Consider the following 22,310-nt stretch of genomic DNA (forward strand, 5'->3'; position numbering starts at 1 on the left):
GCCTACTTTGCGGCGCGCTGCCGGGAGACCTCATACAGGGAGATGCCCACGGCCATGGAGGCGTTGAGTGACTCCATTGCGGAATCGATGGGGATGGAGACGATCTGGTCGCAGTTCTCGCGGACCAGGCGGCTGAGCCCCTTTCCTTCCGAACCCACCACGATGCACACCGGTTCGGTTGCGAGGGTGAGGTCCGGCAAGGAGACGTCGCCGTCGCCGTCCAGGCCCAGGACGAAGATTCCCATGGACTTGAACTGCTTCAGGGCGTTGTTGAGGTTTGAGGCCCGCGCCACGGGCACGCGGACAGCGGCTCCGGCGCTGGTCTTCCAGGCCGAGGCGGTAACGCCCACCGAGCGGCGTTCCGGGACAATGACGCCGTGGCCGCTGAAAGCGGAGACTGAGCGGATGATGGCGCCAAGGTTGCGGGGATCGGTAATGCCGTCCAAGGCAACGAAGAGCGGGGCGTTGGGGACGTGGCCCTTCTTCCATTTCCCAACCGTTTCCTCTGCCAGTTCGTACGCGTCCTGGTAGTCGTACGGCGGGATCTGCAGCACCAGCCCCTGGTGGACGGCGTCGTCGGTCATCCGGTCCAGTTCAGGCTTTCCGGTTTCGAGCAGCGGAATGCCCCGCTCGGCGGCGAGCTTCAGGGACTCCTTGACGCGGTCGTCCATTTCGATGCGGATGGCCACGTGCAGTGCCTTCGCGGGAATGCCGGCGCGGAGCGCCTCGACCACCGAGTTGCGCCCGGTAACGACTTCTTCGGTGGCACGGCCCTTGGGGCCGGATTTGGCCGCTCCGGCGCTGCGGGCACCCGGATTGCGCTTGGCCGCGGACCGCTCGGAGAGCTGCTTGGCCTTGTGCGCCTTGTGGTACGGGCGGTCCTCCGCCTTGGGCGTGGGGCCCTTGCCTTCCAGGGCCTTGCGGCCATGGCCACCGGTCCCGATGGTTGGGCCCTTCTTCGCTTTAACCGATCGGCGACCATTGTTGGCCATTGTGTTCCACCCTTGATTGTGTTGACTGAGTCTGCCTACCAGTCTACTGATCGAAGAAAAATCGGCTGCTAAGGGGGACGGCCGCTTCGGGAAACGCGCCGGTCAGTCGCGCTTCAGGCTCCAGGTTGCCCCGTCCGGGCCGTCCTCCACCAGGATGCCGGCAGCGGAGAGGGTGTCACGGATGGCATCCGAGGCCGCCCAGTTCTTCTCCGCCCTTGCCGCGGCACGGGCTTCCAGCTGGGCCTGCACCAGGACGTCCAGGGCGGCCTTGTCCTTGGTGTTGCCGGCATCGGCACCTGCCACGGCATTCAGCCCGAGGACGTCGGTCATGACTGCCACCGTGTTCAACGCGAGACGGGCCGCGGGGTCATCGCCTTCGGCAAGGGCGGTGTTGCCGGCCCGGACCGCCTCATGCAGGGCGGCCAGCGCACGCGGGACGTTCAGGTCGTCGTCCATGGCTTCGGTGAAGGTGCGCAAGGTTTCCGCGGAGGAGCCCTGGTGGCCGGAAGCTGTGCCGGAGCCGGTACCGAACCGGGCGGTCGCCTTGGCAATGAAACCATCAATGCGTTCGACGGCGGCGGCGGCCTCCTGGAGGGACGTGGGACGGTAGTCCAGCACTGAGCGGTAGTGGGCCTGGCCAAGGTAGTAGCGGACCACCCGGGGGGACGCCAGTTCCAGCATCTCGGCAGGACTGACGGTGTTGCCAATGGACTTGGACATTTTTTCGCCCTCGTAGGTGACCATGCCGTTGTGCATCCAGAAGTTGGCGAACGCGTGGCCGGCCGCCTGCGACTGGGCGAGCTCGTTTTCGTGGTGCGGGAACCGGAGGTCCAGGCCGCCGCCGTGGATATCGAATTCGGAGCCGAGGTACTTGGTGACCATGGCGGAGCATTCCAAGTGCCAGCCCGGGCGGCCCGCACCCCACGGGGAAGCCCAGCTCGCCGTCGTCGGCTCTCCTTCTTTGGACCCCTTCCACAGGGCGAAGTCGCGCGGGTCCTTCTTCCTGTTGCTGAACTGGGGTTCGACGTCCGGGGCTGCCTGCATGTCATCGATGTTCTGCCGGGTCAGTGCGCCGTACTTGCTCCAGGAACGCACGTCAAAGTAGACGTCACCGGAGTCGTCGGGGGCAGGATAGGCGTGCCCGCGGTCGATCAGCTGCTGGATGAGGGCGTGCATTTCGGGGATGTGGCCGGTGGCGCGGGGCTCGTACGTTGGCCGGGAAACGCCAAGCGTGTCGTAGGCCTTGAGGAATTCCTGCTCGTAGCGGTAAGCAAGCGCCCACCACTCTTCCTCGGGCACTTCCCCGGGTTCCGGGGTGAACCCCGGCGCGAAGGAGGCCTCGGACTTGGCCAGGATCTTGTCGTCGATGTCCGTGACGTTCCTTACCACCGTGACCCGGAACCCGCGGTAGGCCAGCCAACGGGTGAGCTGGTCAAACGCAATGGCCGAGCGGATGTGGCCAACGTGGGGCATGCCCTGCACGGTGGCCCCGCAGTAGTAGAGGCTGGCTTTGCCCTCGACGATGGGCACGAAGTTCCGGACTTCGGCGGAGGCAGTGTCATAGAAGCGCAGGGTCACCGCTCCAGATTAGCTGATGGGAAGGTGCGGCCTCGGGTAGACCAGTGCGGTGGCCACCGCGGAGATGCCTTCACCACGGCCGGTGAACCCGAGGTGGTCGCTGGTGGTGGCGGTAACGCTGACGGGCGCGTCCGCGGCATCACTGAGGACCTGTTGGGATTCCTCCCGCCGCGGGCCGAACTTGGGCCGGTTGGCGACGAACTGGACAGCAACGTTGCCAATCTCAAACCCGGCAGCCCGGACGATCCGCGCAGCCTCGGCCAGCAATGCGACGCCGGAGGCGCCGGCAAATTCCGGCCGGTCCGTACCGAAGTGCGTGCCCAAATCTCCTATCCCGGCGGCGGAAAACAGCGCATCGGCGGCGGCATGGGCCACCGGATCGCCGTCGGAGTGCCCGGCCAGGCCGCGTTCACCCGGCCACAGGAGTCCGCCCAGCCACAGCGGGCGGGGCTGGTCCTCCGTGGCGTAGGCGTGAACGTCCAGCCCGATTCCGGTTCGGGGGATGACCATGTCCGCAGGTCCCATTCCTAGCCTTCCACCCAGCGTGCGCCCAGCGGGCCCTCAAGGAGCCCCTCGGCGAGGATCAGGTCCAACGGAGTGGTGATTTTTAGGGACTGGGTGGACCCCCGGACCACGTGGACGGGGATGCCGAGCATTTCGACGAGCATTGCGTCATCGGTGACGGCGTCGGACTCTTTCGGGCCCAGGGCCCGCGCGGCTTCGTGGGCCTTCAGCAGGGTGTTGAGTTGGAAGCCCTGCGGCGTCTGCACCGCGCGCAGTTCCTCGCGGGGCGCGGTCCCGGTGACAACCTCCGGGGCCAGTTCGCTGTCCGGGCCAGTGGTGGCCGCTACCGTCTTGACAGTGTCCACTACCGCTACGGCAGGTATGACTGCCGCGGCCCCCGCGGCCAAGGCGTCCGTCACGCGGTGGAAGACGGACTCGGGGGTGAGGGCGCGCGCGGCGTCGTGCACCAGCACCGCTTCTATGCCGTCCATCAGGGCTGCCATGCCGGCCCGGACGGAATCCGCGCGGGTGCTGCCGCCGTCGACAATGGAAAGAAGCGGGCCGCCGTCGGCCAGTTCCTGCCGGAAGTCCTCGCACAGGCTGCGGAGGGCGTCGTCTCCCGGGGGCAGCGTAACGCACACCTGGCTGCCCGCTCCGGATGCGACAATGCCGCGCAGGGCATGCATCAGGATGGGCTCGCCGCCCAGGGGGACCGCCGCCTTGGGCATGCCGTAACCCAGCCTTTGCCCCGTACCTGCTGCCACCAGGATCACTGCGGTGACCAGGCGGGTGCGTGTTTCGCTCATGCGGACTAGCCTACGTCCCTGCAGGGCCGGCGCCTGAACACCTCGGGAGGAATGCCCGCGGCCTGTTTTTGGGCAAAAAGAAGCCCCGGCGGCACGTGGGTGCCCCCGGGGTTCAATTCTTAGGAAGCCAGGACCTCGTCGAGAACGCTTGCAGCCTTCTCTTCGTCGGTCTTTTCAGCCAGCGCCAGTTCTGAAATCAGAATCTGCCGGGCCTTGGCCAGCATTCGCTTCTCGCCTGCGGAAAGGCCCCGGTCGTGATCCCGGCGCCACAGGTCGCGGACGACCTCTGCAACCTTGATGACGTCACCGGAAGCAAGCTTCTCCAGATTTGCCTTGTACCTGCGTGACCAGTTGGTGGGTTCTTCGGTGAACTCGGCGCGAAGCACATCAAACACGTGCTCCAGGCCTTCCTTGCCCACTACGTCCCGAACCCCAACAAGGTCAACGTTCTCTGCTGGAACTTCAATGGTCAGATCACCCTGAGCCACCTTGAGCTTGAGATACATCTTCTCTTCGCCCTTGATGGTGCGCATCTTGATTTCTTCAATCTTCGCAGCACCGTGGTGAGGGTAAACTACTGTCTCGCCGACCTCAAATACCATGTGGACATTTCCCCTTTCCCGCTGACCAGTTTATCACGATTCAGGCATATGACCGGCCCGGAAGAGGGCGCCGAACCGCAGAAATACGCGGAAAACGGGCCAAATCGGCCCCTTTCACCCCCTTGACGAACGCGGATAATAGTGCATGTGCGGGGTCCTGGGGAAGGCCGATGTGACAGCTCCGAATCCTCGTTTGGCGTGCTTTGCGGATAGGCTATGCGTGATTAATGTTTCAAGACTCTTTGAGGAGTACGCGACGTGCGTTTCACTGCGATGACCCGGGCCCAGCGCGGCAAACTGGCACTGACGGCAGGCGCCCTTGGCGTGGGCCTGCTGACCGCCGGCTGCGGTTACATCACGCCCCAGCAGACCAGCGAACGGTACGCTGCATCGGACGGCATCGTCACCGACCTCGGCCCGATCCAGCTGCGCAATATCCTGATCATTTCCTCCGGCGAGGACCAGCCGGGCCGCCTGATCGGCGCCGTCTACAACTCCTCTTCGCAGGACGTGACGCTCACGGTCAACGGCGCAAAGGGCTCACAGACCGAGGTGCCGGTCAAGGCGAACTCCTACACGCTGCTGAACGACAGCTCGGACGAAGCCATCCTCAGCACCACCGGAGGAATCCCGGGCTCCCTCGTGGACGTCAAGATCACCGAGGACGGAACCAACGTGAGCAACACGGTGAAGGTCCCCGTCCTGGATGCAACGCTGCCTGAGTACAAGGAGTACCTGCCGGCCGGCAGCACGCCCTCGCCGAGCACATCGGCCACGCCGTCGCCGTCCGCTTCGGAAAGCGCAGGCGGGACCGGCCACTAAGGCTGCGGGCTGAGCCCACTGCAGGACAGGCATGCAAAAGGAGGGGCCGGAGGGCCCCTCCTTTTGCATGCCTGTCGCCGGGCGACCCTTTCTAGGGCTCGAACTTATAGCCAAGCCCCCGCACGGTGACCAGGTACCGCGGCGCTGACGGGTCCGGCTCGATCTTTCCGCGAAGCCGCTTCACGTGGACGTCGAGGGTCTTGGTGTCACCGACATAGTCAGAGCCCCAGACCCGATCGATGAGCTGGCCGCGGGTCAGCACCCGGCCTGAATTGCGCAGGAGCATTTCGAGGAGCTCGAACTCCTTCAGGGGCAGCAGCACCTGCTCGCCGCCAACGCTGACCACATGCCGTTCAATATCCATCCGGACAGGCCCGGCCTGCACGGTGGAAGAAATGAGTTCCTCCGGCTCGCCCTGGCGCCGCAACACCGCCCTGACCCTGGCCACCAGTTCGCGGGAGGAGTAGGGCTTGGTGACGTAGTCGTCCGCGCCAAGTTCCAGTCCCACTACCTTGTCGATCTCCGCGTCCTTGGCCGTCAACATGATTACCGGGACGCTGGACCGCTGGCGGAGCTGGCGGCACACTTCCGTGCCGGAGAGCCCGGGCAGCTGCAAATCCAGCAGCACCAGGTCCGCCCCGTTCCGGTCGAACTCGGTGATGGCGTCCAGGCCGTTGTCCACGACCTCCACCTCGAAACCTTCCTTGCCCAGCAAGTAGGACAACGGATCGCTGAACGACTCCTCATCCTCGACAATCAAGATCCTGCTCAAGCGTTTGCTCCTCGTTCGGTGGCGCCTGCGGCGCCGGGTACTTGGGTAACAGTTGGCTTTTCGGACCCTGCGGTCCCCGCCCGGGCGGGGGCAGCGGCCGGAGGTGTTTCTTCCCCGCCCTCCTGGCCCTCCATCTCGGGAAGCCGGAGGGTGAACGTGGAGCCCTGCCCGGGCTGGGACCAGAGGGTCACTTCGCCGCCGTGGTTGGACGCGACGTGCTTGACGATGCTCAGGCCAAGGCCTGTCCCGCCGGTATGGCGGGACCGGGCCGAATCCACCCGGTAGAAGCGTTCAAAGACGCGCTCCTGGTCCTCGGGGCTGAGTCCCTCGCCCTGGTCCGTAACGGAAATGGAAACCAGCCCTTCCCTGCTGCGCACACCGATCCCTACCCGGGTGTTCTCCGGGGAGTACCTGATGGCGTTATCGATCAGGTTGCGCAGGGCGGTCACCAGCAGGTCCTGGTCCCCGAAGACCTTCGCGTCGGTCCGGCCACCCACCACAATGCGGATATTCTTGCTCTCCGCGGGGAGCTGGGACCGGTCCACGGCCTCGGCTATGACCGCATTGACGTCAACCGGGCGGCCCTGCTGGGTGACGCTTGCGCCCTGCAGCCGGGAGAGCTCGATGATGTCCTGCACCAATGCGGCGAGCCGGCCGGATTCCTTGTGCATTCGCTTGGCGAAGCGCCGGACGGCCAGTTCGTCGTCTGCCGAGGATTCCAGGGCTTCGGCCAGCAGGGAGATGGCGCCCACCGGCGTCTTCAGCTCGTGGGAAACGTTGGCTACGAAGTCGTTCCGGATCTCTTCTGTCCTGGTGATCTCGGTGCGGTCGTCCGCAAGCAGCAGGATGTATTCCTCCCCGAGCATTGCCGCCCGGACCTGGACGATGATGGTTCCCTGGCCGAGCGGGCCGCGGGGAAGTTCCAGCTGCCTTTCCAGGATGACGCCATCGCGGCGGACCCCGGCCGTCATGTCCAGCAGTTCCTTGTGGACCACCGTGTGGCCGCGGACCAGGCCGTAGGCATAGGCGGCCGGGTTGGCACGGACCACACCGTCCACCGCGTCCACCACCACAAAGGCGCGTCCGACGACGGCAAGCACCTCCGCGGCGCCCGCCGGCAGGGCGAGCTCCCCGGCGTCCACGTCCAGCAATTGCCGCTGTTTCTCGCTGACCCGGAAAGCGAGCACGCCGAACGTACCGAGCGCCAGGCCGATAAGGCCGGCCACCAGGCCGATAAGCATAGGATCCACAGCTCCACCTTATGCTGTAGGTGAAGGCATATCGGCGCGTCCCGGCCCCTTGGCCGGACGGTTCAACTAACGTTCACCTGCAAGGGCTTAACCGTTTACCGAACTTTGGCATTCTAGGTAGTTGGAGTGCCGAACGGCGACGCGATTCCTGCTGCCCGGACCGGGACCGGCGGGAGTTACAAGGAAAGGACGCCTACGTGCGTAAGGTTTTTCAGGAAGAGCTCACCCAGGTCGGTGACCAGCTGGTGGAGATCTCCCGGCTGGTCAGCGAGGCCATGGACAAAGCCACCACCTCCTTCGAGGTGGCGGACGTAGACCTTGCGCAGGACGTCATCGCTGCGGATGCCCGCATCGACTTCCTGCAGAACAGCCTGGATGAACGGGCAATCGACATCCTGGCCCTGCAGGGGCCCGTGGCGAGCGACCTCCGGATGATCGTCGGATCGCTGCGGATGAGCGCTTCCCTCGAGCGCATGGGAGACCTTGCACGGCACATCGCCCAGCTGGCACGCCTGCGCTTCCCGTCTACCGTCATCCCCGAATCCATGACCGGCACGTTCAAGCGCATGGCCGAGCTGGACAAAGAAATTGCGAACAAGTTGACGGTCCTGCTGGAAACCCGGGACCTTGAGGTTGCCCGGGACATCCTGAAGGCGAACACCGCCATCAACGATCTCCACCTCAGCGTGTTCAAGGCCATCGCGGCACCTGAGTGGGCCGAGTCGCCGGCAACCACGGTGGACGTCGCACTCGCGAGCCGGTACTTTGAACGCTTCGCGGACCACGGTGTCTCCGTCGCCCAGAAGGTCACCTATTTGGTGACCGGCGCGTGGCAGCCTACCGGGACCGAACACAGCTGACGTCAACGCTGCGGAATAACGACGGCGGGCCGGTCACGTGAAGTGACCGGCCCGCCGTCGTACGTACTGCTTACTTCTTGCCCTGATTGGCGACTGCGAGGATGGCCTGTTCCGCGGCTTCCGGATCAAGGTAGGTTCCGCCGGGCTTGATCGGCTGGAAGTTTTCGTCGAGGTCGTACACCAGCGGGATGCCGGTGGGAATGTTCAGGCCGGCGATGGCTTCGTCGCTGATGCCGTCCAGGTGCTTGACCAGTGCGCGCAGGGAGTTTCCGTGGGCCGTGACCAGGACGGTCTTGCCGGCCTTGAGGTCTTCCTTGATGTCCGATTCCCAGTACGGCAGGAGCCGGACCAGGACATCCTTCAGGCACTCGGTGCGCGGAAGGGCGTCTCCGAGGTCTGCATAGCGGGGATCGTGCGCCTGGGAGAACTCGGAGTTGTCATCCAGGGGCGGCGGCGGGGTGTCATAGGAGCGGCGCCATTCCATGAACTGCTCCTCGCCGTACTCGGCAAGGGTCTGCGCCTTGTCCTTGCCCTGCAGCGCGCCGTAGTGGCGTTCGTTCAGCCGCCAGTCGCGCTTCACCGGGATCCAGCCGCGGTCGGCCTTGTCCAGGGCGATGTTCGCGGTGTTGATGGCACGCTTCAGCAGCGACGTGTACAGGATGTCCGGGAGAACGTTATTCTCAACCAGCAGCTCCCCGCCGCGTGCTGCCTCCTCGCGGCCCTGGTCGTTAAGGTCAACGTCCACCCAGCCGGTGAACAGGTTCTTGGCGTTCCATTCGCTGTGGCCGTGGCGCAGCAGGATCAGCTTGTAAGTCATGATTTTCATCCTAGCCGAGCAGTGTTGCCGCCCGCCCAGCGTTACATGCGTCGCCCGGTTAGGTGTCACCTATTGCTTCAGGGATAAGGTTGGGCGGTGGTGCAAAAGGCTGAACGGGTGACCGCCCCCCAGATTTTGGGCAGGAATACCGGCAGGCCCGGCAGGCCGGTTGGCAACATCACCCGCGGCACCACCAACCCTAACCGGATGCGCCGGGTGGACCGCTGGCTGACGGGACCGCAGGCCTGGCGGCTCCGGAATGCCGCGGATCCCCTGGTGGTGGACCTGGGCTACGGCGCTGCGCCGGCCACCGCCGTCGAGCTTTATGAACGGCTTTCTGCCGTCCGCCGGAACGTGCAGGTCTTTGGAATCGAAATCGAACCGGAACGGGTCCGCGCGGCGATCCCCCTGGAGCGGCCCGGGCTCAGCTTCCGTGTGGGCGGCTTCGAACTGCCCGTGCCCGGCAAACCGGCCCTGGTGCGTGCGTTCAACGTCCTGCGGCAGTACGAGGAAGCGGACGTGGCCGGAATCTGGCGGCTGGTGCAGGACCGGCTGGCTCCCGACGGCCTGTTCATCGACGGCACCTGCGACGAGATCGGGCGGCGGGTCACGTGGGTGGCACTGGATGCGGAGCGGCCGCTATCCCTGAGCATCTCCGTCAGGTTCGGCAGCTTCCTCCTTCCCTCCGACGTTGCCGAAAGGCTGCCCAAGGCGCTGATTCACCGCAACGTTCCGGGCGAACCGGTGCACGCCCTCATGCAGGCCATGGACCGGGCCTGGCTCGAGTGCGCGCCGCTGGCGACCTTCGGGAACAGGCAGCGCTGGCAAGGCATGTGCAGGAGCCTGCGGGACACGGGCTGGCCAGTCCATGACGGGCCTTCGCGGTGGCGGCTCGGGGAGCTCACCGTGGACTGGGATGCCGTGGCACCCTTGGCCGGCGGGGGCGCCGGCTAATTCACGCCGGCCAATTCACCCCGGCTAATTCACCAGGGGCCGTAGGGCCCCGTGTTGCGGCTGCCGCCCCTGCCCGCATCCTTCACGGCCGGCCGTACGTCAGCCAGGTAAACCGACGCAGCAACGACGGCGGCGAGCCCGAACAGCCCGAAGGTTCCGAAGAATGCGCCGCCACCACCGCTGTACAACGAAAGGGCGCCGATCAGGGCCGCGCCGCCGGTCAGTGCCAGCCAGAAGGTCTTGGTCCGCTTGCCCGTGGCCTCGAACGCGTTTGCACGGTGCCGGGCGCAGTCCGCCACGGCCCAGAGCTCCAGCCCCAGCGAAACCAGGGCAAGGATAAAGAACAGGGCCTTCTCAACGGGCTGGATGATAACGAGTTCAACGTCCACAAGCCCAAGCCTAGCCGTCCAGCGAGTCCAGCGCCTGCTTCACATCGGCCCAGAGATCCTCAACGTTCTCGATTCCCACACTGAGCCGCACCAGGTTCTCCGGGACGCTGGCCGGCTCAGCGGTGTGCCGCCGTCGGCGTTCGATGAGCGACTCCACACCTCCCAGCGATGTGGCAGGCAGCCACAGCTGGACGGCGCCAACCAGTTTGTCGGCGGCGTCAGCGCCGCTCATTCCCGCGCCCGGGCGTACCTGGATACAGATGATGGACCCGAAGCCCTTCATCTGCGCCTTGGCGCGTTCGTGGCCGGGATCCGCGGACAGGCCGGGGAACCGGACAGTCTCGACCGCGGGGTGGTCGCCAAGCCGCTCCGCCAGGACCATTGCAGAAGCCTGGGACCGTTCTATCCGCAGCGCCAGCGTCCGCAGGCCGCGCAGGGCCAGCCACGCTTCGAAGGGCCCCGCAATGGCGCCGTGGATAATCCGGTGATGGAGCAGCGCGGACCGGATGTCCGGGTTGGAGGTGACCAGGGCGCCAAGGACGACGTCGGAATGGCCCGCGAGGTACTTGGTCACCGAGTGCAGGACGACGTCGGATCCGAGCAGCAGGGGCTGCTGCACCAGGGGTGTGGAGAAAGTATTGTCCGTAACGACGATGGCCCCGACGGCGTGGGCGGCGTCGGCCAGGACGGAGACATCCGCAATGCCGAGCATGGGGTTGGTGGGGCTTTCGAGCCACAGCATCGCCGCCGGCCGGGCGTGCGGCCCCGCAGCGGGGCCGCGGGGAGCAAGGGCCTCCTTCACGGCGGCAGTATCCGCAATGTCCACTGTCCGGAGCTCGATGAAGCCCTTCTGGGCGAGCTCAGCGGCCATGACCAGCGACCCGGAGTAGCTGTGCGTGGGCATTACCAGCACTCCCCCGGCAGGGACCAGGGAGAGCGCCGAGCTGACGGCCGCGAGTCCTGACGCATAGAGGAGTCCCGGCAGTTCTGAGCCCTCCAGCTGGCCGAGCGCCTCTTCGAAGGGGTCCCAGGTGGGATTGGAATACCTGCCGTAGCCGCGGTCGCCGTCGCCGAGTGCCCCGGTGCCGAAGTATGTGGAGGAAAGGACGATCGGCTGATTGACCGGCTGGTCCCGTTCCCGTGGGGGACGCCCGGCCGCAACCACAACCGTCTCGGCTGACAGGGCCGCCGCCTGCTGTTCGGAAAGACTCATGGTGACAGCGTACTGTCCGCCGGGGACGGCCCGGAAAGCCGTTACCCGCCTCGTGGCCCCCGCGGGAATCCACAGCTGAATCGGGAATTGCCAGCGGGGGTCGGTAGGCTTGGGTGGTGAGCAAACAGAGGGCCGGTCTTTTCATCGCGTTCGAAGGCGGCGACGGCGCGGGCAAGTCCACGCAGGCTGCGCGCCTTGCCGAAGCCCTCGAATCCCGTGGCCTGACCGTCCTGCTGACCCGCGAGCCGGGCGGAACCCCCGTCGGCGAGAAACTGCGCTCCCTTGTGCTGGACCACGGACACGGTGAGATTGATGCGCACACGGAAGCCCTGATTTTTGCCGCTTCCCGGGCAGCCCACGCAAGCCAAGTCATTCGGCCTGCGCTTGAACGCGGCGACATAGTCCTGACGGACCGGTACATCGATTCGTCGGTGGCATACCAGGGGGCAGGACGTGCCTTGGGCGAAGACGCCGTACGGTCCCTCAACGAGTGGGCCACGTCCGGCCTGCAGCCCCATCTCACCGTCCTGCTGGACGTTGATCCAGCGGTGGGCCGCCGCCGCCGCACGGCCGGCGAGACGGCGGAGGACCGTCTGGAGTCCGAAGCTGACGAGTTCCACCTCCGGATCCGTGAGGCCTTCCTGGAGCTGGCGCAGCGCCGTCCGGAGTCCTACCTCGTGCTGCCCGCCCATGACTCCGTCAGCAGGCTTTCCGCCCGGATCCTCGAGCGGGTGGATACCCTGCTGGCCGAACAGGACGAAACACCGGCGGGCGCACCCCAGGCCCGGGCCACGGCGGTCGGGGGCGCCCCGTGACGGTGTGGGACGACCTTCGGGGCCAGCCCGCCGTCGTCGAACAGCTGCGGCAGGCCTCCAGCGGCGAGGGACTGACGCATGCGTGGCTTTTCACCGGCCCGCCGGGTTCCGGGCGTTCCAATGCGGCCAAGGCGTTTGCCGCAGCACTGAACTGCGACCAGGAGGACGTCAGCCTGCGGGGCTGCGGGCGCTGCGCGGCGTGCCTGACCATCCTGGGCGAGACCCATTCGGACGTCACTTTCGTCCGCACCGAGAAGGTCACGATCACCATTGACGAAGCCCGTGAACTGGTGGCCACTGCCGGGAACCGGCCCTCGGCCGGCCGGTGGCGGATCATCGTGGTGGAGGATGCGGACCGCATGGCCGAGCGCACCACGAACGTCCTGCTCAAGGCCATCGAGGAGCCAACTCCCCGGACTGTGTGGATGCTGTGCGCACCGTCCCCGGCCGACGTCCTGGTGACTATCCGGTCGCGCTGCCGCAGCGTGGCGTTGCGGTTGCCGCCGGCTGCGGACGTCGCCGCCCTGCTGGTCAACCGCGACGGAGTGGATCCGGCCCTCGCGGAGCGCGCCGCGCGGGCGGCTCAAAGCCACGTGGGCATCGCCCGCCGCCTCGCCCGTGATCCTGCGGCCAGGGAACGCCGGCTGGAAACAGTGCGGTTTCCGCTTGGCCTGCGGGGGGTTACGGCTGCCGTGATGATGGCAGACAAACTCGTCAAGATCGCCACAGCGGAGGCCAACAGTTCCAACGAAGAACGGGACGCTGCGGAGAAGGCCGCCTTGCTGGCAACACTGGGCGCACCCGAGTCCGGGACGCTCCCGCCTGCCATGCGCAGCCAGGTCAAGCAGCTGGAGGAAGACCAGAAGCGCCGGGCCAAGCGGTCCATCACGGACTCCCTTGACCGGACGCTGACCGATCTCCTCTCCTTTTACCGGGATGTGCTGATCATCCAGTTCGGGAATGCTGTGGAACTGGTAAACGTTGAGTTGAGGAGCGAATTGGAGGATTTCGCCAGCCGCTCCACGCCGGAATCCACTCTTGCCCGGATGGATGCCATCAACAAAGCCCGCGAACGCATCACCACCACGAACGTTGCACCGCTGTTGACCATTGAGTCCATGGCAGCCAGCCTGATCTAGTCCTTCAAGGAGACCGATGACTGCCCGCCCCCTGCCCGCACGGCCGCGACCCGTGGCGCTTGGCTTCCGCGCACTTGGGGCCATGGTTCTTGCCATGGTTCTGGCGTCCTGCAGCCTCCTCAGTGGCGGCGACCGCAGCCAGGAGGCTGCCACCGCCAAGGCCGACCCATCGATCGTTGCGTCTGCTCCCGCCGGGCTGGAGAAGTTCTATTCCCAGGAAGTCGTCTGGGAGCCGTGCGAGGGCGAGTTCCAGTGCACCAAGGTGACAGTGCCCATGGACTACGGCAATCCCGACGGCGGGACGATCCAGCTCGCAGCGCTGAGGGCTTCGAGCACGGGGGAAAAGGCCGGGAGCCTCCTGGTCAATCCGGGCGGTCCCGGCGCCTCCGGCTATGACTTCGTCAAGGATGCCGCTGGAACCCATTTCTCCCAGGCTGTTCGTGATTCGTTCGACGTCGTGGGCTTCGACCCCCGGGGCGTGAAGCGGTCCGCCCCCGTGACCTGCATGACGGACGCGGAACGGGACGCAGCCAGGGCGAAGGTCTACGACCTCGAAACGGATGCCGGACTTGCTGCCGCCCTGGCGGACAACAAAGCGATTGCCACCCAGTGCGGGGAGCAAACCGGCCCGGTGCTGGCGCACATCGACACCGTCAGCTCCGCGAAGGACCTGGACATCCTCCGGGCCGTGGTCAATGATGCAAAGCTCAACTACCTCGGGTACTCCTACGGCACGTTCCTGGGATCCACGTACGCTTCGCTCTTCCCTGACAATGTGGGCCGGATGGTCCTCGACGGTGCCCTGGATCCGTCCATCAGCAATGAGGAGCTGACCAGCGGCCAGGCCCGCGCCTTCGAAAAGGCCATTCGGGCCTATGTAGCCAGTTGCCAGGGCCAGGACGGATGTCCGCTGAGCGGAGACGTGGAGGCGGGCGTCCAGCAGATCCGGGACCTGATCGCCGCCGTCCAGCAGACTCCGCGCACGGCAAAGGACGGCCGTGTAGTCAATGCCACCACGTTCGTGAGCGGCCTCATCACGCCGCTGTACAACGACCAGAGCTGGCCCGCCCTGACCCAGGCTTTGGACGCGGCAATGACCGGGGATGTAAGCCTTATGCTGCGGCTCGCGGACCTCGGCGCAGACCGCTCACCCAACGGGACCTACACGTCCAACTCGACCTTTGCGTTCAACGCCATCAACTGCCTTGACTACCCCATGGTGTCCGACACCGCCGGAATGCGTGCCGAACAGCAGCGCCTGATGCAGGACTCCCCCACCTTCGGGTATTTCTTTGCCTATGGCGGCACCAACTGCGTCGATTGGCCGTACCCGAACGTGCGCACGCCCGCCCCGGTGGAATACGACGGCGGGTCCACCATCGTGGTGATCGGCACCACCGGGGACCCTGCCACGCCGGTGGAATGGGCGTCATCGCTGCGCAAGCAGTTGGGCAATGCGGCACTTATGACCTGGAAAGGCGAAGGCCACACCGCCTACGGCCGGTCCAACGCCTGCATCGAGGATGCGGTTGACGCCTACCTTGTCAGCGGAAAGGTTCCCACCGACAACACGGTGTGCTGAAGGCCCCAGCAGCTCCCCGGCCGTCCATTTTGACCCGGGCGCGGGGACTCTATTACAGTTGACTCTTGCATGAGGCGCCCGGTTACGCCGGAGGATCATGCGGTGCTTCCTTAGCTCAGTCGGTAGAGCGTTTCACTCGTAATGAAAAGGTCATCAGTTCGATTCTGATAGGAAGCTCGGGATAAACTCCGGACAGCCCCTGTTTTCGGGGGTTTCCGGGGTTTTTCGCTGGTTAAGCGGTTGGCACCGTTCGAGGGCAGGGCACACTTATGGCACACTTTGCTGCCGGGCAGCCATCTGGGTTCCGGCACCAGTACGTAGCCCGCCGAACTCAGCTGCGTATTCGTGGCGCTTCCGCTTCGACTCAACAGTGACCCCGTCATCGTAGCGATCAGGCAATGAAACGCGCTGAGCCGGCAGACGAGCGGGGCAGCCCTGAAGTACCTGCCCCGCGCTCCGGGCGCTCAGGCTCGCTGGGCCCCTGGTCGTCCATTGCTGACCACGAAGGACGCGTCCACGACAGCCGGAGACGTAGTGTCTGCGGCTGAGGCCACGGTGAGGTAATCGCTGCGGAACTCGTCCGGGGTGACGGTGCAGCGGGTCCAGCCCCGCTTATCCGGGTTGATGTAACGGGTGTGCGGGTTGTTGGGCAGGGCGTTCTTGATGGACTGGGCCCAGCCGCAACCGGAGCTGATGGAGGTCCCGACGAACTCGGTAGTGACGACTTTCGAGGCCGGATCAGCGAAATCGAGGAGGACGTCGTTGACGAAGGCAGCGTGCCAGTCACCACTCAGGATCACGGGGTTGGCAGGGTTCTGCTGGTTGATGAAGTTGGTGAGCCTGTTGCGTGAGACGACGTAGCCGTCCCACTGGTCGTGGTTCACGGACAACACCTCGGACGGGTCGTAGTCGTACTGGGCCATCATCGTCTGCTGGGCGATGACATTCCAGCGTGCCGGGGAGGACGCGAGCCCTTGGAAGAGCCAATGCTCCTGCGCGTCACCCATCAGGGTGCGTGAGGGGTCATAGACGTCGGGGTGCTGCGGGCCGCCGGGGAAGTTCTCGGTCAGCTGGTCGGAGCGGTATTGGCGGGTGTCCAGGACGTGGAACCTTGCCAGGTTGCCGTAGTCCAGGCCGCGGTACAGGACCATGTCCGGGCCGGTGGGCCGCTGCGGGCGGCGCAACGGAAGATGCTCGTAATAGGCCTGGAAAGCGTTGGCGCGCAGCTGGAGGAACCGCTGGGGTTCGTTGGAGGCCTCGTTGTCCGGTTGGGACACGCCCGCGGCCCAGTTGTTCTCAACTTCGTGGTCGTCGAAGGTGACGACGAAGGGGAACCTGGCGTGCGCGGCCTGCAGGTCAGGGGAGCTCTTGTACTTGGCATGGTTGTTTCGAAAGTCGGCCAGGCTTTCGTGGGTTTTGCCCTCGTAGGTGTAGTCCCCCACGTGCACGACCAGGTCAAGGTCCTCCTGAGCCATTGTGCGGTAGGCGGCGTAGCGGCCTCCGGCCCAGGACTGGCAGGAGGCCAGGCCGAAGGTGATCTTGCCCGGATCCGACCCGGCCGCCGGCGCCGTGCGGGTGTGCCCGACCGGGCTTTCCTCGTTGCCGACACGGAAGCGGAACCAGTAGTCAGACGATGGGTTCAGTCCCACGACCTCGGCGTGAACGGAGTGGGCAAGTTCCGGTGTGGCCGACTCACTTCCTGCTTTGACCACAGTGCGGAACTCCGGGTCGGTTGCGACCTGCCAGATCACTTCGAGCTGATACGGCGGCATTCCGCCGAGCCCGTCAGCTGCCTGCGGTTCCGGTGCCAGCCGCGTCCACAGGACGATGCCGTCCGGGGTGGGGTCGCCCGAGGCGACTCCCAGGGTGAACGGATTCTGCGGGAAGCGAGGCTCCGCCCATGCCGGGGCGGTGGAGAACCCGTAAATGGCTGCTGTCGCAGCCGCTCCCCCGCTCAAGGTGAGGAAGCGACGGCGGGAAGTTGCACGAGAAAGGGACACAATGTCTCCTGAGGGTCTGGGCGATGTCCGGTCCATTCAGTCAAGGGGAATCAAGGGGGCGATGAACCGGGAGTTAACATGCTTCAAACGTTGCCGGAGCCGCAGGGCAGCGATCGTGAGGGCGGGGACTCGCCATCTCCTCCGAGCGGGCCCAAAACACAATCTCCCAAAGAAGCCGTAAATCTTCAGGTTGCCATGCGGCTATTCCGGGTTGCCCCGTGTCGTCGGCCGTCTGTCGCGTCGGGGCGATCCATACCCGCATCCCCAGTTAACCTCCCAGCCACATCCGGTTAATTACCGATCAGTAACTTGAAAGCTCCTGTTGAGACCCCAACCTTAAGAGGCCCCACAATGAGCTCCTCAACCACCCGCCGCGTCCTCACGACGGCCCGGCACCGCCGTGCGGCCGTCACCGCGCTGGCCGCGTCCCTTCCCCTTGCCTTCCTTGCCCCGGCCGGCGCTTCCACCGCGGCGCCCCTGGCTCCGACGCAGGATCAGCAGAGTTCTGCACCATCGCAGCCCGGTCACCTTGACCTCGGCGCGCCGGACCTTCCCGAGACCCGGAACGTGACCACACTGGCCCCGGGCCTGACCCGCACCTCCATCACCCGGGGCACCCCGAACCCGGACTTCTTCTGGACCGCCGAAGTGGCTGTCCCGTCCACCTCACCGGACCCTGACGCGCCCTCCTCGGCGCTGTCCTCCCAGGCGCAGGCCCAGATGGTCGCTGACAGGCTCACCGCGGCCGGCGTCACAGCCCGGGTCGAGCACGTCCAGTCACCCCAGCTGGCCGACGCCGGCGGTGACCTTGGCTACCGGGTCCGCGCCGGACAGTTCGCGGCCAAGGCTGACGGGGCCGCCACCGTCGACCAGATCAAGGCGGCAGGCTACAAGTCCTCGGTCATCTACACCGGCTGGGACGGCGACGCCGGCTCCAGCGAGGACGACCGCGGGCCCTGGAAGCTGGAGGTGCTCACCATTGACCCGAAGGAATTCCGCGGCGACCTCACCTCTTCGTTCGGTCCGAACCTCCAGGACCGCGAAACCACCAGCTCACTCGCTGCCGGCGCCGGCGCACTTGCGGCAATCAACGGCGGCTACTTCGTTATGGACCCGGCGGCAGGCGCCCCCGGTGATCCCGCAGGCGCAGCAGTCCACGACGGCAAGGTCCTCAGCGAACCCGTCGGAGACCGTCCCTCCCTGGTCCTCGACGAGAACAGCAGCTCCGTCCAGCGGCTGCACTGGCACGGCACGGTCACGGGCGCCGCCAACACGGGATCCCTGCCCCTGGACGGAATCAACCGCGTGCCGGGTCTCATCCGCAACTGCGGCGGCACCGACGATACCCCCACCAACCTGCCGCTGCACGACTTCACCTGCACGGACGCGGACGAAATCGTAGCGATCACCCCCGAGTTCGGCCCCACCCCGTCAGGGCCGGGACTCGAAGTCATCCTCGACGCCCACGGCACCGTCACGGCCGTCAACCACGCCCGCGGCACCACCCTCCCGGCCGGCGGGCAGGCTCTGCAGGCCATCGGGGCGGACGCGGACAAGCTCGCCGCCCTGGCAGTGCCCGGCGCCAAGCTGAAAATCGACACGGACCTGCTCGACGAGAGCGGCAAGACGCTGAAGACCGGGGCCACCACGGACGTGGTCAACGGCGGCCCGACCCTCGTCGAAAACGGCCAGCTCAACGTCACCGCCAAGCGTGACGGCATGGTCCGCACCAACGACAGCAACAGCTTCTTCTACGGCTGGGTCCACAAGCGCAACCCCCGCACCATCGCCGGCACTGACGCCCAGGGCCGCACCCTGCTGGTAACCGCCGACGGACGCCAGACCACCAGCCTGGGCTTGAGCATCAAGGAATCCGCCGACGTCGCCCGCTCCCTGGGCATGGTCAACGCCATCAACCTCGACGGCGGCGGATCAACCACCATGGTCCAGAACGGCCAGGTCGTGAACTCCCCCTCGGACGCCGCCGGCGAACGCCCGGTCGGCGACGCGCTCCTGCTGCTGCCGGGCCGAAAAGGCTAACGGCGCACAGGCAAGCATGACTTCTTTGGCTTGCCAACCAGATCATCAGCATGCTTAGTATGGGTGCAGCCGAATGCGAACGGCTGCCAACCAGAGGAGGAAACACCATGGGACTAGGCGACAAGATTGAGAACGCTGCCGAGAAAGCCGGCGGCAAGGGCAAGGAAGCTGCGGGCAACGCCACCGGCGATGACAGCCTGCGGGCTGAAGGCCAGGCAGACCAGGCCAAAGGCGATGTGAAGCAGGCCGGCGAAAAGGTCAAGGACGCCTTCAAAGACTAACCGCTTTTACGAGAAGGGTGCGCTCAGCGAACGGGGCGCACCTTTTTCGTGCCCAGGTGTTGCTGAGTTGCACCAGAGTATCCGGTCATGCCGTCCTAGACTTCGCCATGCACCCGTTAGCGGCGATCGCCCTGGTTTTCCTCACCGGGCTTACCTGGATGGTCACGATCCAGACTTTGTTGATCGCCCTGGCCAAAGCCCGGCGCCCGCCTCGGGCTGAAGTCAGACACGCAGCCCACGCCGAAGCCCAAACAGCTGACGGCGAGGCAGCGGCGAGCCTTACGCTCAGTGGCTGAAACGCCCCTGATCAGCAGGACAGCTCAGTCCCGGACGTTTTCCCCAGGGAAGCGTGCAGCCCATTCCTGAAGCCGGTCAGTGCTCCCGGGCGTAGGCCCATTCCGTGGTGAGGGTGCGGTTGAAGCGTTCTACTTTGCCATTGGTCTGTGGCCGGTAGGGGCGAGTCTTGCGGTGTTTACACCTAGAAACCAAAGTTTCTGGGTGTTTTTCGCTCGTTTAATCGTCAGGCGGGTTTGCTGGGCAGTTCCCCGGCTTCCCTCCCTTGCTTTTATGGCTTTCGTCCTGCCTGGATCCGCGCAGATGCTTTACAGCCGGCAGGCATTCGCCGCATTCTGGTGTGAAGGCTCCGGCAGAGGGGCCTCGGACAGGAGACCGGCATGGCTATTCCCGCAGGCTTTCCCGGACGCGCATTCCACCGAAACACAGCCACGGCCCCTTCCCTGGCCGACTTGCTGCCAGCACCGGGCCCGGATCTGCGGATGCGGTTTGAACCCCGTTTTGCCGAGCTTGTGGGTGGTGTTGTGGCCACGCTCCGGGTCGCCGGAAGGACGCCAGTACCGGTCAGCGATCCGCATGGGCGCCAATGGGCACCCGCCTACATTCTGGGCAGCCTCGAACAAGACCACCCCTTAAAGGCCGCTGCTTCCAACACGGCGGTGGCGGAGGTGGTGGTGGACGGCTCCGGCCGCATGGTCCGCAACCACCCGGTTCAGGTCATCCGCGGCGCACACAGGCTACTGCCCGTCAGCTGCCCGAGCCTGGCCGACCGCTACGAACAGTTCATCCTCGCCGTAAGGATGGGCGAGGAACCCCGTGGCGATGCAATGGTCCTGACGCGGCACGGGGAGCTGATGATTGCAGGCCCCGGCCAGGAACCTGTTGCCTTGGCCGACTACCTGAACGACCTTTGCCGTTCCGCTGTTGGGCGCGCTGCAGCTTTTTAGAACTCGAGGTCGAAGTCAAGATCCAGGTCTTCCATTGCCGCCAGTTCCCGCCAGGTTGATCCAACGGCGGCTGCTCCGAGCGTCGCTGCGATCGGCATTCGATCAACGGCGGCCAACTGCTCCAAATCCAGCCCCGTCAATTCGGCGATGTCACGGATCGGTGCCTGGAAGGTACCGAACGGGCCCAGGGGCGGGGTGCCGTCGAGTGCGCCGGGACGCGGCACCTCCGGCAATTCCGCCACTTGCGGAGTCTGGTCCACAACGTAACCGGTGGCCGCCAGTTCACCTTCATGGATAAAGGCTGCAACCTTGAAAAATCGCAACGGGATGTCCACTCCGCGGTAAACCGGGTCGACGTCGCTGAAGATCGGACCCGTGAAGACCACGATCCTCCTCCGGTGCCCGGCTGCATGATCCAGCAGGTAGGACTCCATCCCGAGCCACAGTTCCAGGCCCTGGTTGAACTTTGCCGCCTTCCAAGCCCGGTCACGGCAGCGAGGCGCTTGTCCAATCGCATCCGCACCGAGAAGTGGGTGTAGGGCAACAGGCAGCTGAAATCCCCGGGGCATCCCCCGCGCTGGCCGCCGGCTTCATCCCCCCGACACCTGCCGTTGTCTGCCGCGCCATCCCGGGCGCCTACGTTTGATCGCGCCCGGCCCCACCGGGCACCCCCAACACGCACCTGGAGCAGACATGAAGATGAAGCGAGTCCTGGCCATTGCGGCCGTCGCCGCGGCCACCCTGGCAGCCGGAACCTCCGCTGTTGCCACCAACGGGCAGGCCCCCAAGGGCCTCACGGCAGAAGCCGAGGCCTTCACCAAGGTGGACCGCAACACCCAGTGGGAACAGGTCCAGAAGCTCAAGCTGGACTTCCCGACCTTCCACCCGCAGGGCATGTCGCTGGTGGGCGACAAAATCTTCCTCAGCAGCGTCGAGATCCTCGAACCGACAGTGCGCTACCCTTCGCCCGTTGACGGCTACGACCGCACAACCGGCAAGGGCCGTGGCCACGTCTTCGTCCTCGACCGGCAGGGAAAGCTGCTCAAAGACATCGTCCTGGGCGAGGACACGATCTACCACCCGGGCGGCACCGACTTCGACGGCGAGAACGTCTGGGTTCCCGTCGCCGAATACCGGCCGAACAGCAGCTCAATCGTCTACACTATCGACCCTGACACCTACCAGGTCACGGAGCAGTTCCGCGAAGCGGACCACGTTGGAGGGGTCGTCGCCGACCGCAAGACCAACCGAATCAGTGGCGTCAGCTGGGGTTCACGGAAGCTGTTCACCTGGAACAGCCAAGGCGCGCTCCTGGGGACGCAGGCAAACCCCAGCCACTTCATTGACTACCAGGACTGCGAGTACGCCGGTGCCGGCCACCAGCTCTGCTCGGGCGTTACCGGCCTGAAGACTGCTGACGGGAAACCGTTCGAGCTCGGCGGCGTCGCCCTGACCGACCTTGCAGACGGAACCATCATCCACGAGGTTCCCTTCCAGAAGTTCTCCACCGCCGGACACTCCATGACCCGCAACCCCGTTGCCTTGGAATCTGATGGCGGTGTTCTGCGCCTGTTCGCCGCCCCCGATGACGGCGAGGAAGCCGCCGGCACTGAACTCTTCGTGTTCGAGGCCCGCCCCTGAGCCAGCAGGAAT

At 65.7% G+C, this 22,310-nt stretch carries 22 protein-coding genes, 1 tRNA gene and 1 pseudogene; 11 read left to right on the plus strand and 13 right to left on the minus strand.

The window, feature by feature from the left end:
• Positions 1-2: 2 nt before the first annotated feature.
• The 5 genes from rlmB to PV768_RS17270 form a co-directional block, all read right to left on the minus strand.
• Positions 3-992 carry a 23S rRNA (guanosine(2251)-2'-O)-methyltransferase RlmB gene (rlmB, locus tag PV768_RS17250; protein ID WP_157239108.1) on the minus strand — a complete coding sequence of 330 codons (990 nt, stop codon included), beginning with the start codon at positions 990-992 and terminating at the stop codon, positions 3-5.
• 102 nt (positions 993-1,094) lie between these two features.
• Positions 1,095-2,570 carry a cysteine--tRNA ligase gene (cysS, locus tag PV768_RS17255; RefSeq protein WP_421093678.1) on the minus strand — a complete coding sequence of 492 codons (1,476 nt, stop codon included), beginning with the start codon at positions 2,568-2,570 and terminating at the stop codon, positions 1,095-1,097.
• Between the two features lie 9 nt (positions 2,571-2,579).
• Entirely contained in the window at positions 2,580-3,095 is a 516-nt protein-coding gene (ispF, locus tag PV768_RS17260; protein WP_157239110.1) for a 2-C-methyl-D-erythritol 2,4-cyclodiphosphate synthase, read from the minus strand.
• A 2-nt stretch (positions 3,096-3,097) separates the two neighbouring features.
• On the minus strand, positions 3,098-3,880 hold the full coding sequence (gene ispD, locus PV768_RS17265) for a 2-C-methyl-D-erythritol 4-phosphate cytidylyltransferase (protein WP_421093679.1): 783 nt from the start codon (positions 3,878-3,880) through the stop codon (positions 3,098-3,100).
• 119 nt (positions 3,881-3,999) lie between these two features.
• Positions 4,000-4,482 (minus strand): CarD family transcriptional regulator, encoded by a 483-nt coding sequence (locus PV768_RS17270; RefSeq protein ID WP_011690592.1) that lies wholly within the window; start codon positions 4,480-4,482, stop codon positions 4,000-4,002.
• Between the two features lie 273 nt (positions 4,483-4,755).
• Between PV768_RS17270 and PV768_RS17275 the strand changes: the two genes are divergently transcribed.
• The gene (locus PV768_RS17275; RefSeq protein WP_157242697.1) at positions 4,756-5,304 is read left to right on the plus strand and encodes a hypothetical protein; all 549 of its coding nucleotides are present in this window, start codon (positions 4,756-4,758) and stop codon (positions 5,302-5,304) included.
• 91 nt (positions 5,305-5,395) lie between these two features.
• Here the strand turns inward: PV768_RS17275 and PV768_RS17280 are convergent, their stop codons facing one another.
• Positions 5,396-6,076, minus strand: coding sequence for a response regulator transcription factor (locus tag PV768_RS17280; RefSeq protein ID WP_050056313.1), 681 nt, complete (start codon positions 6,074-6,076; stop codon positions 5,396-5,398).
• Positions 6,073-7,317 (minus strand): sensor histidine kinase, encoded by a 1,245-nt coding sequence (locus tag PV768_RS17285; RefSeq protein WP_157242698.1) that lies wholly within the window; start codon positions 7,315-7,317, stop codon positions 6,073-6,075. The genes PV768_RS17280 and PV768_RS17285 overlap by 4 nt, the downstream gene beginning before the upstream one ends.
• A 206-nt stretch (positions 7,318-7,523) precedes the next feature.
• Here PV768_RS17285 and phoU point away from each other — a divergent pair, with 206 nt between their 5' ends.
• Positions 7,524-8,186: a phosphate signaling complex protein PhoU gene (gene phoU / locus PV768_RS17290; protein ID WP_321215370.1), complete on the plus strand. Its 663-nt coding sequence runs from the start codon at positions 7,524-7,526 to the stop codon at positions 8,184-8,186.
• A gap of 70 nt (positions 8,187-8,256) precedes the next feature.
• Here phoU and PV768_RS17295 read toward each other — a convergent pair whose 3' ends face one another.
• Positions 8,257-9,003 (minus strand): phosphoglyceromutase, encoded by a 747-nt coding sequence (locus PV768_RS17295; protein WP_104996822.1) that lies wholly within the window; start codon positions 9,001-9,003, stop codon positions 8,257-8,259.
• Positions 9,004-9,099: 96 nt separating this feature from the next.
• Between PV768_RS17295 and PV768_RS17300 the strand changes: the two genes are divergently transcribed.
• Positions 9,100-9,957, plus strand: a complete 858-nt coding sequence (locus tag PV768_RS17300; protein ID WP_421093680.1) for a class I SAM-dependent methyltransferase — start codon at positions 9,100-9,102, stop codon at positions 9,955-9,957.
• 29 nt (positions 9,958-9,986) lie between these two features.
• On the opposite strand, the gene PV768_RS17305 is transcribed toward PV768_RS17300, so the two are convergent.
• The gene (locus tag PV768_RS17305) at positions 9,987-10,346 is read right to left on the minus strand and encodes a DUF2516 family protein (RefSeq protein ID WP_321215368.1); all 360 of its coding nucleotides are present in this window, start codon (positions 10,344-10,346) and stop codon (positions 9,987-9,989) included.
• A 10-nt stretch (positions 10,347-10,356) separates the two neighbouring features.
• On the minus strand, positions 10,357-11,559 hold the full coding sequence (locus PV768_RS17310; protein ID WP_421093681.1) for a trans-sulfuration enzyme family protein: 1,203 nt from the start codon (positions 11,557-11,559) through the stop codon (positions 10,357-10,359).
• Positions 11,560-11,675: 116 nt separating this feature from the next.
• On the opposite strand from PV768_RS17310, the gene tmk reads away from it, so the two are divergent.
• From tmk to PV768_RS17330, 4 genes are all read left to right on the plus strand, one after another.
• Positions 11,676-12,374: a dTMP kinase gene (tmk, locus tag PV768_RS17315; protein WP_321215366.1), complete on the plus strand. Its 699-nt coding sequence runs from the start codon at positions 11,676-11,678 to the stop codon at positions 12,372-12,374.
• On the plus strand, positions 12,371-13,513 hold the full coding sequence (locus PV768_RS17320) for a DNA polymerase III subunit delta' (RefSeq protein WP_421093682.1): 1,143 nt from the start codon (positions 12,371-12,373) through the stop codon (positions 13,511-13,513). The genes tmk and PV768_RS17320 overlap by 4 nt, the downstream gene beginning before the upstream one ends.
• 16 nt (positions 13,514-13,529) lie before the next feature.
• Positions 13,530-15,095, plus strand: a complete 1,566-nt coding sequence (locus tag PV768_RS17325) for an alpha/beta hydrolase (RefSeq protein WP_157239115.1) — start codon at positions 13,530-13,532, stop codon at positions 15,093-15,095.
• Positions 15,096-15,199: 104 nt separating this feature from the next.
• Positions 15,200-15,272 (plus strand) — tRNA-Thr (locus tag PV768_RS17330).
• Between the two features lie 287 nt (positions 15,273-15,559).
• On the opposite strand, the gene PV768_RS17335 is transcribed toward PV768_RS17330, so the two are convergent.
• Positions 15,560-17,095: an alkaline phosphatase D family protein gene (locus PV768_RS17335; RefSeq protein ID WP_421093683.1), complete on the minus strand. Its 1,536-nt coding sequence runs from the start codon at positions 17,093-17,095 to the stop codon at positions 15,560-15,562.
• 351 nt (positions 17,096-17,446) lie between these two features.
• Here PV768_RS17335 and PV768_RS17340 point away from each other — a divergent pair, with 351 nt between their 5' ends.
• Both PV768_RS17340 and PV768_RS17345 read left to right on the plus strand, forming a co-directional pair.
• On the plus strand, positions 17,447-19,135 hold the full coding sequence (locus tag PV768_RS17340) for a phosphodiester glycosidase family protein (RefSeq protein WP_421093684.1): 1,689 nt from the start codon (positions 17,447-17,449) through the stop codon (positions 19,133-19,135).
• Positions 19,136-19,242: 107 nt separating this feature from the next.
• Positions 19,243-19,416 (plus strand): CsbD family protein, encoded by a 174-nt coding sequence (locus PV768_RS17345; protein ID WP_321215362.1) that lies wholly within the window; start codon positions 19,243-19,245, stop codon positions 19,414-19,416.
• A 375-nt stretch (positions 19,417-19,791) separates the two neighbouring features.
• Here the strand turns inward: PV768_RS17345 and PV768_RS17350 are convergent.
• Positions 19,792-19,890: pseudogene (locus tag PV768_RS17350) on the minus strand (integrase core domain-containing protein); the annotation flags it as partial.
• Positions 19,891-20,090: 200 nt separating this feature from the next.
• Between PV768_RS17350 and PV768_RS17355 the strand changes: the two are divergent.
• Complete coding sequence (locus PV768_RS17355) at positions 20,091-20,657, plus strand: hypothetical protein (protein WP_157239124.1); 567 nt, start codon at positions 20,091-20,093, stop codon at positions 20,655-20,657.
• On the opposite strand, the gene PV768_RS17360 is transcribed toward PV768_RS17355, so the two are convergent.
• Entirely contained in the window at positions 20,654-21,226 is a 573-nt protein-coding gene (locus PV768_RS17360) for a DNA/RNA non-specific endonuclease (RefSeq protein ID WP_421093685.1), read from the minus strand. The two genes, PV768_RS17355 and PV768_RS17360, sit on opposite strands and share 4 nt — an antisense overlap.
• 124 nt (positions 21,227-21,350) lie before the next feature.
• Between PV768_RS17360 and PV768_RS17365 the strand changes: the two genes are divergently transcribed.
• On the plus strand, positions 21,351-22,298 hold the full coding sequence (locus PV768_RS17365) for a DUF6454 family protein (protein WP_421093686.1): 948 nt from the start codon (positions 21,351-21,353) through the stop codon (positions 22,296-22,298).
• The last annotated feature ends 12 nt before the right edge of the window (positions 22,299-22,310 follow it).

Origin of the sequence: Pseudarthrobacter sp. CC4, from assembly GCF_048957775.1 — a bacterium.
Lineage (GTDB): Bacteria > Actinomycetota > Actinomycetes > Actinomycetales > Micrococcaceae > Arthrobacter.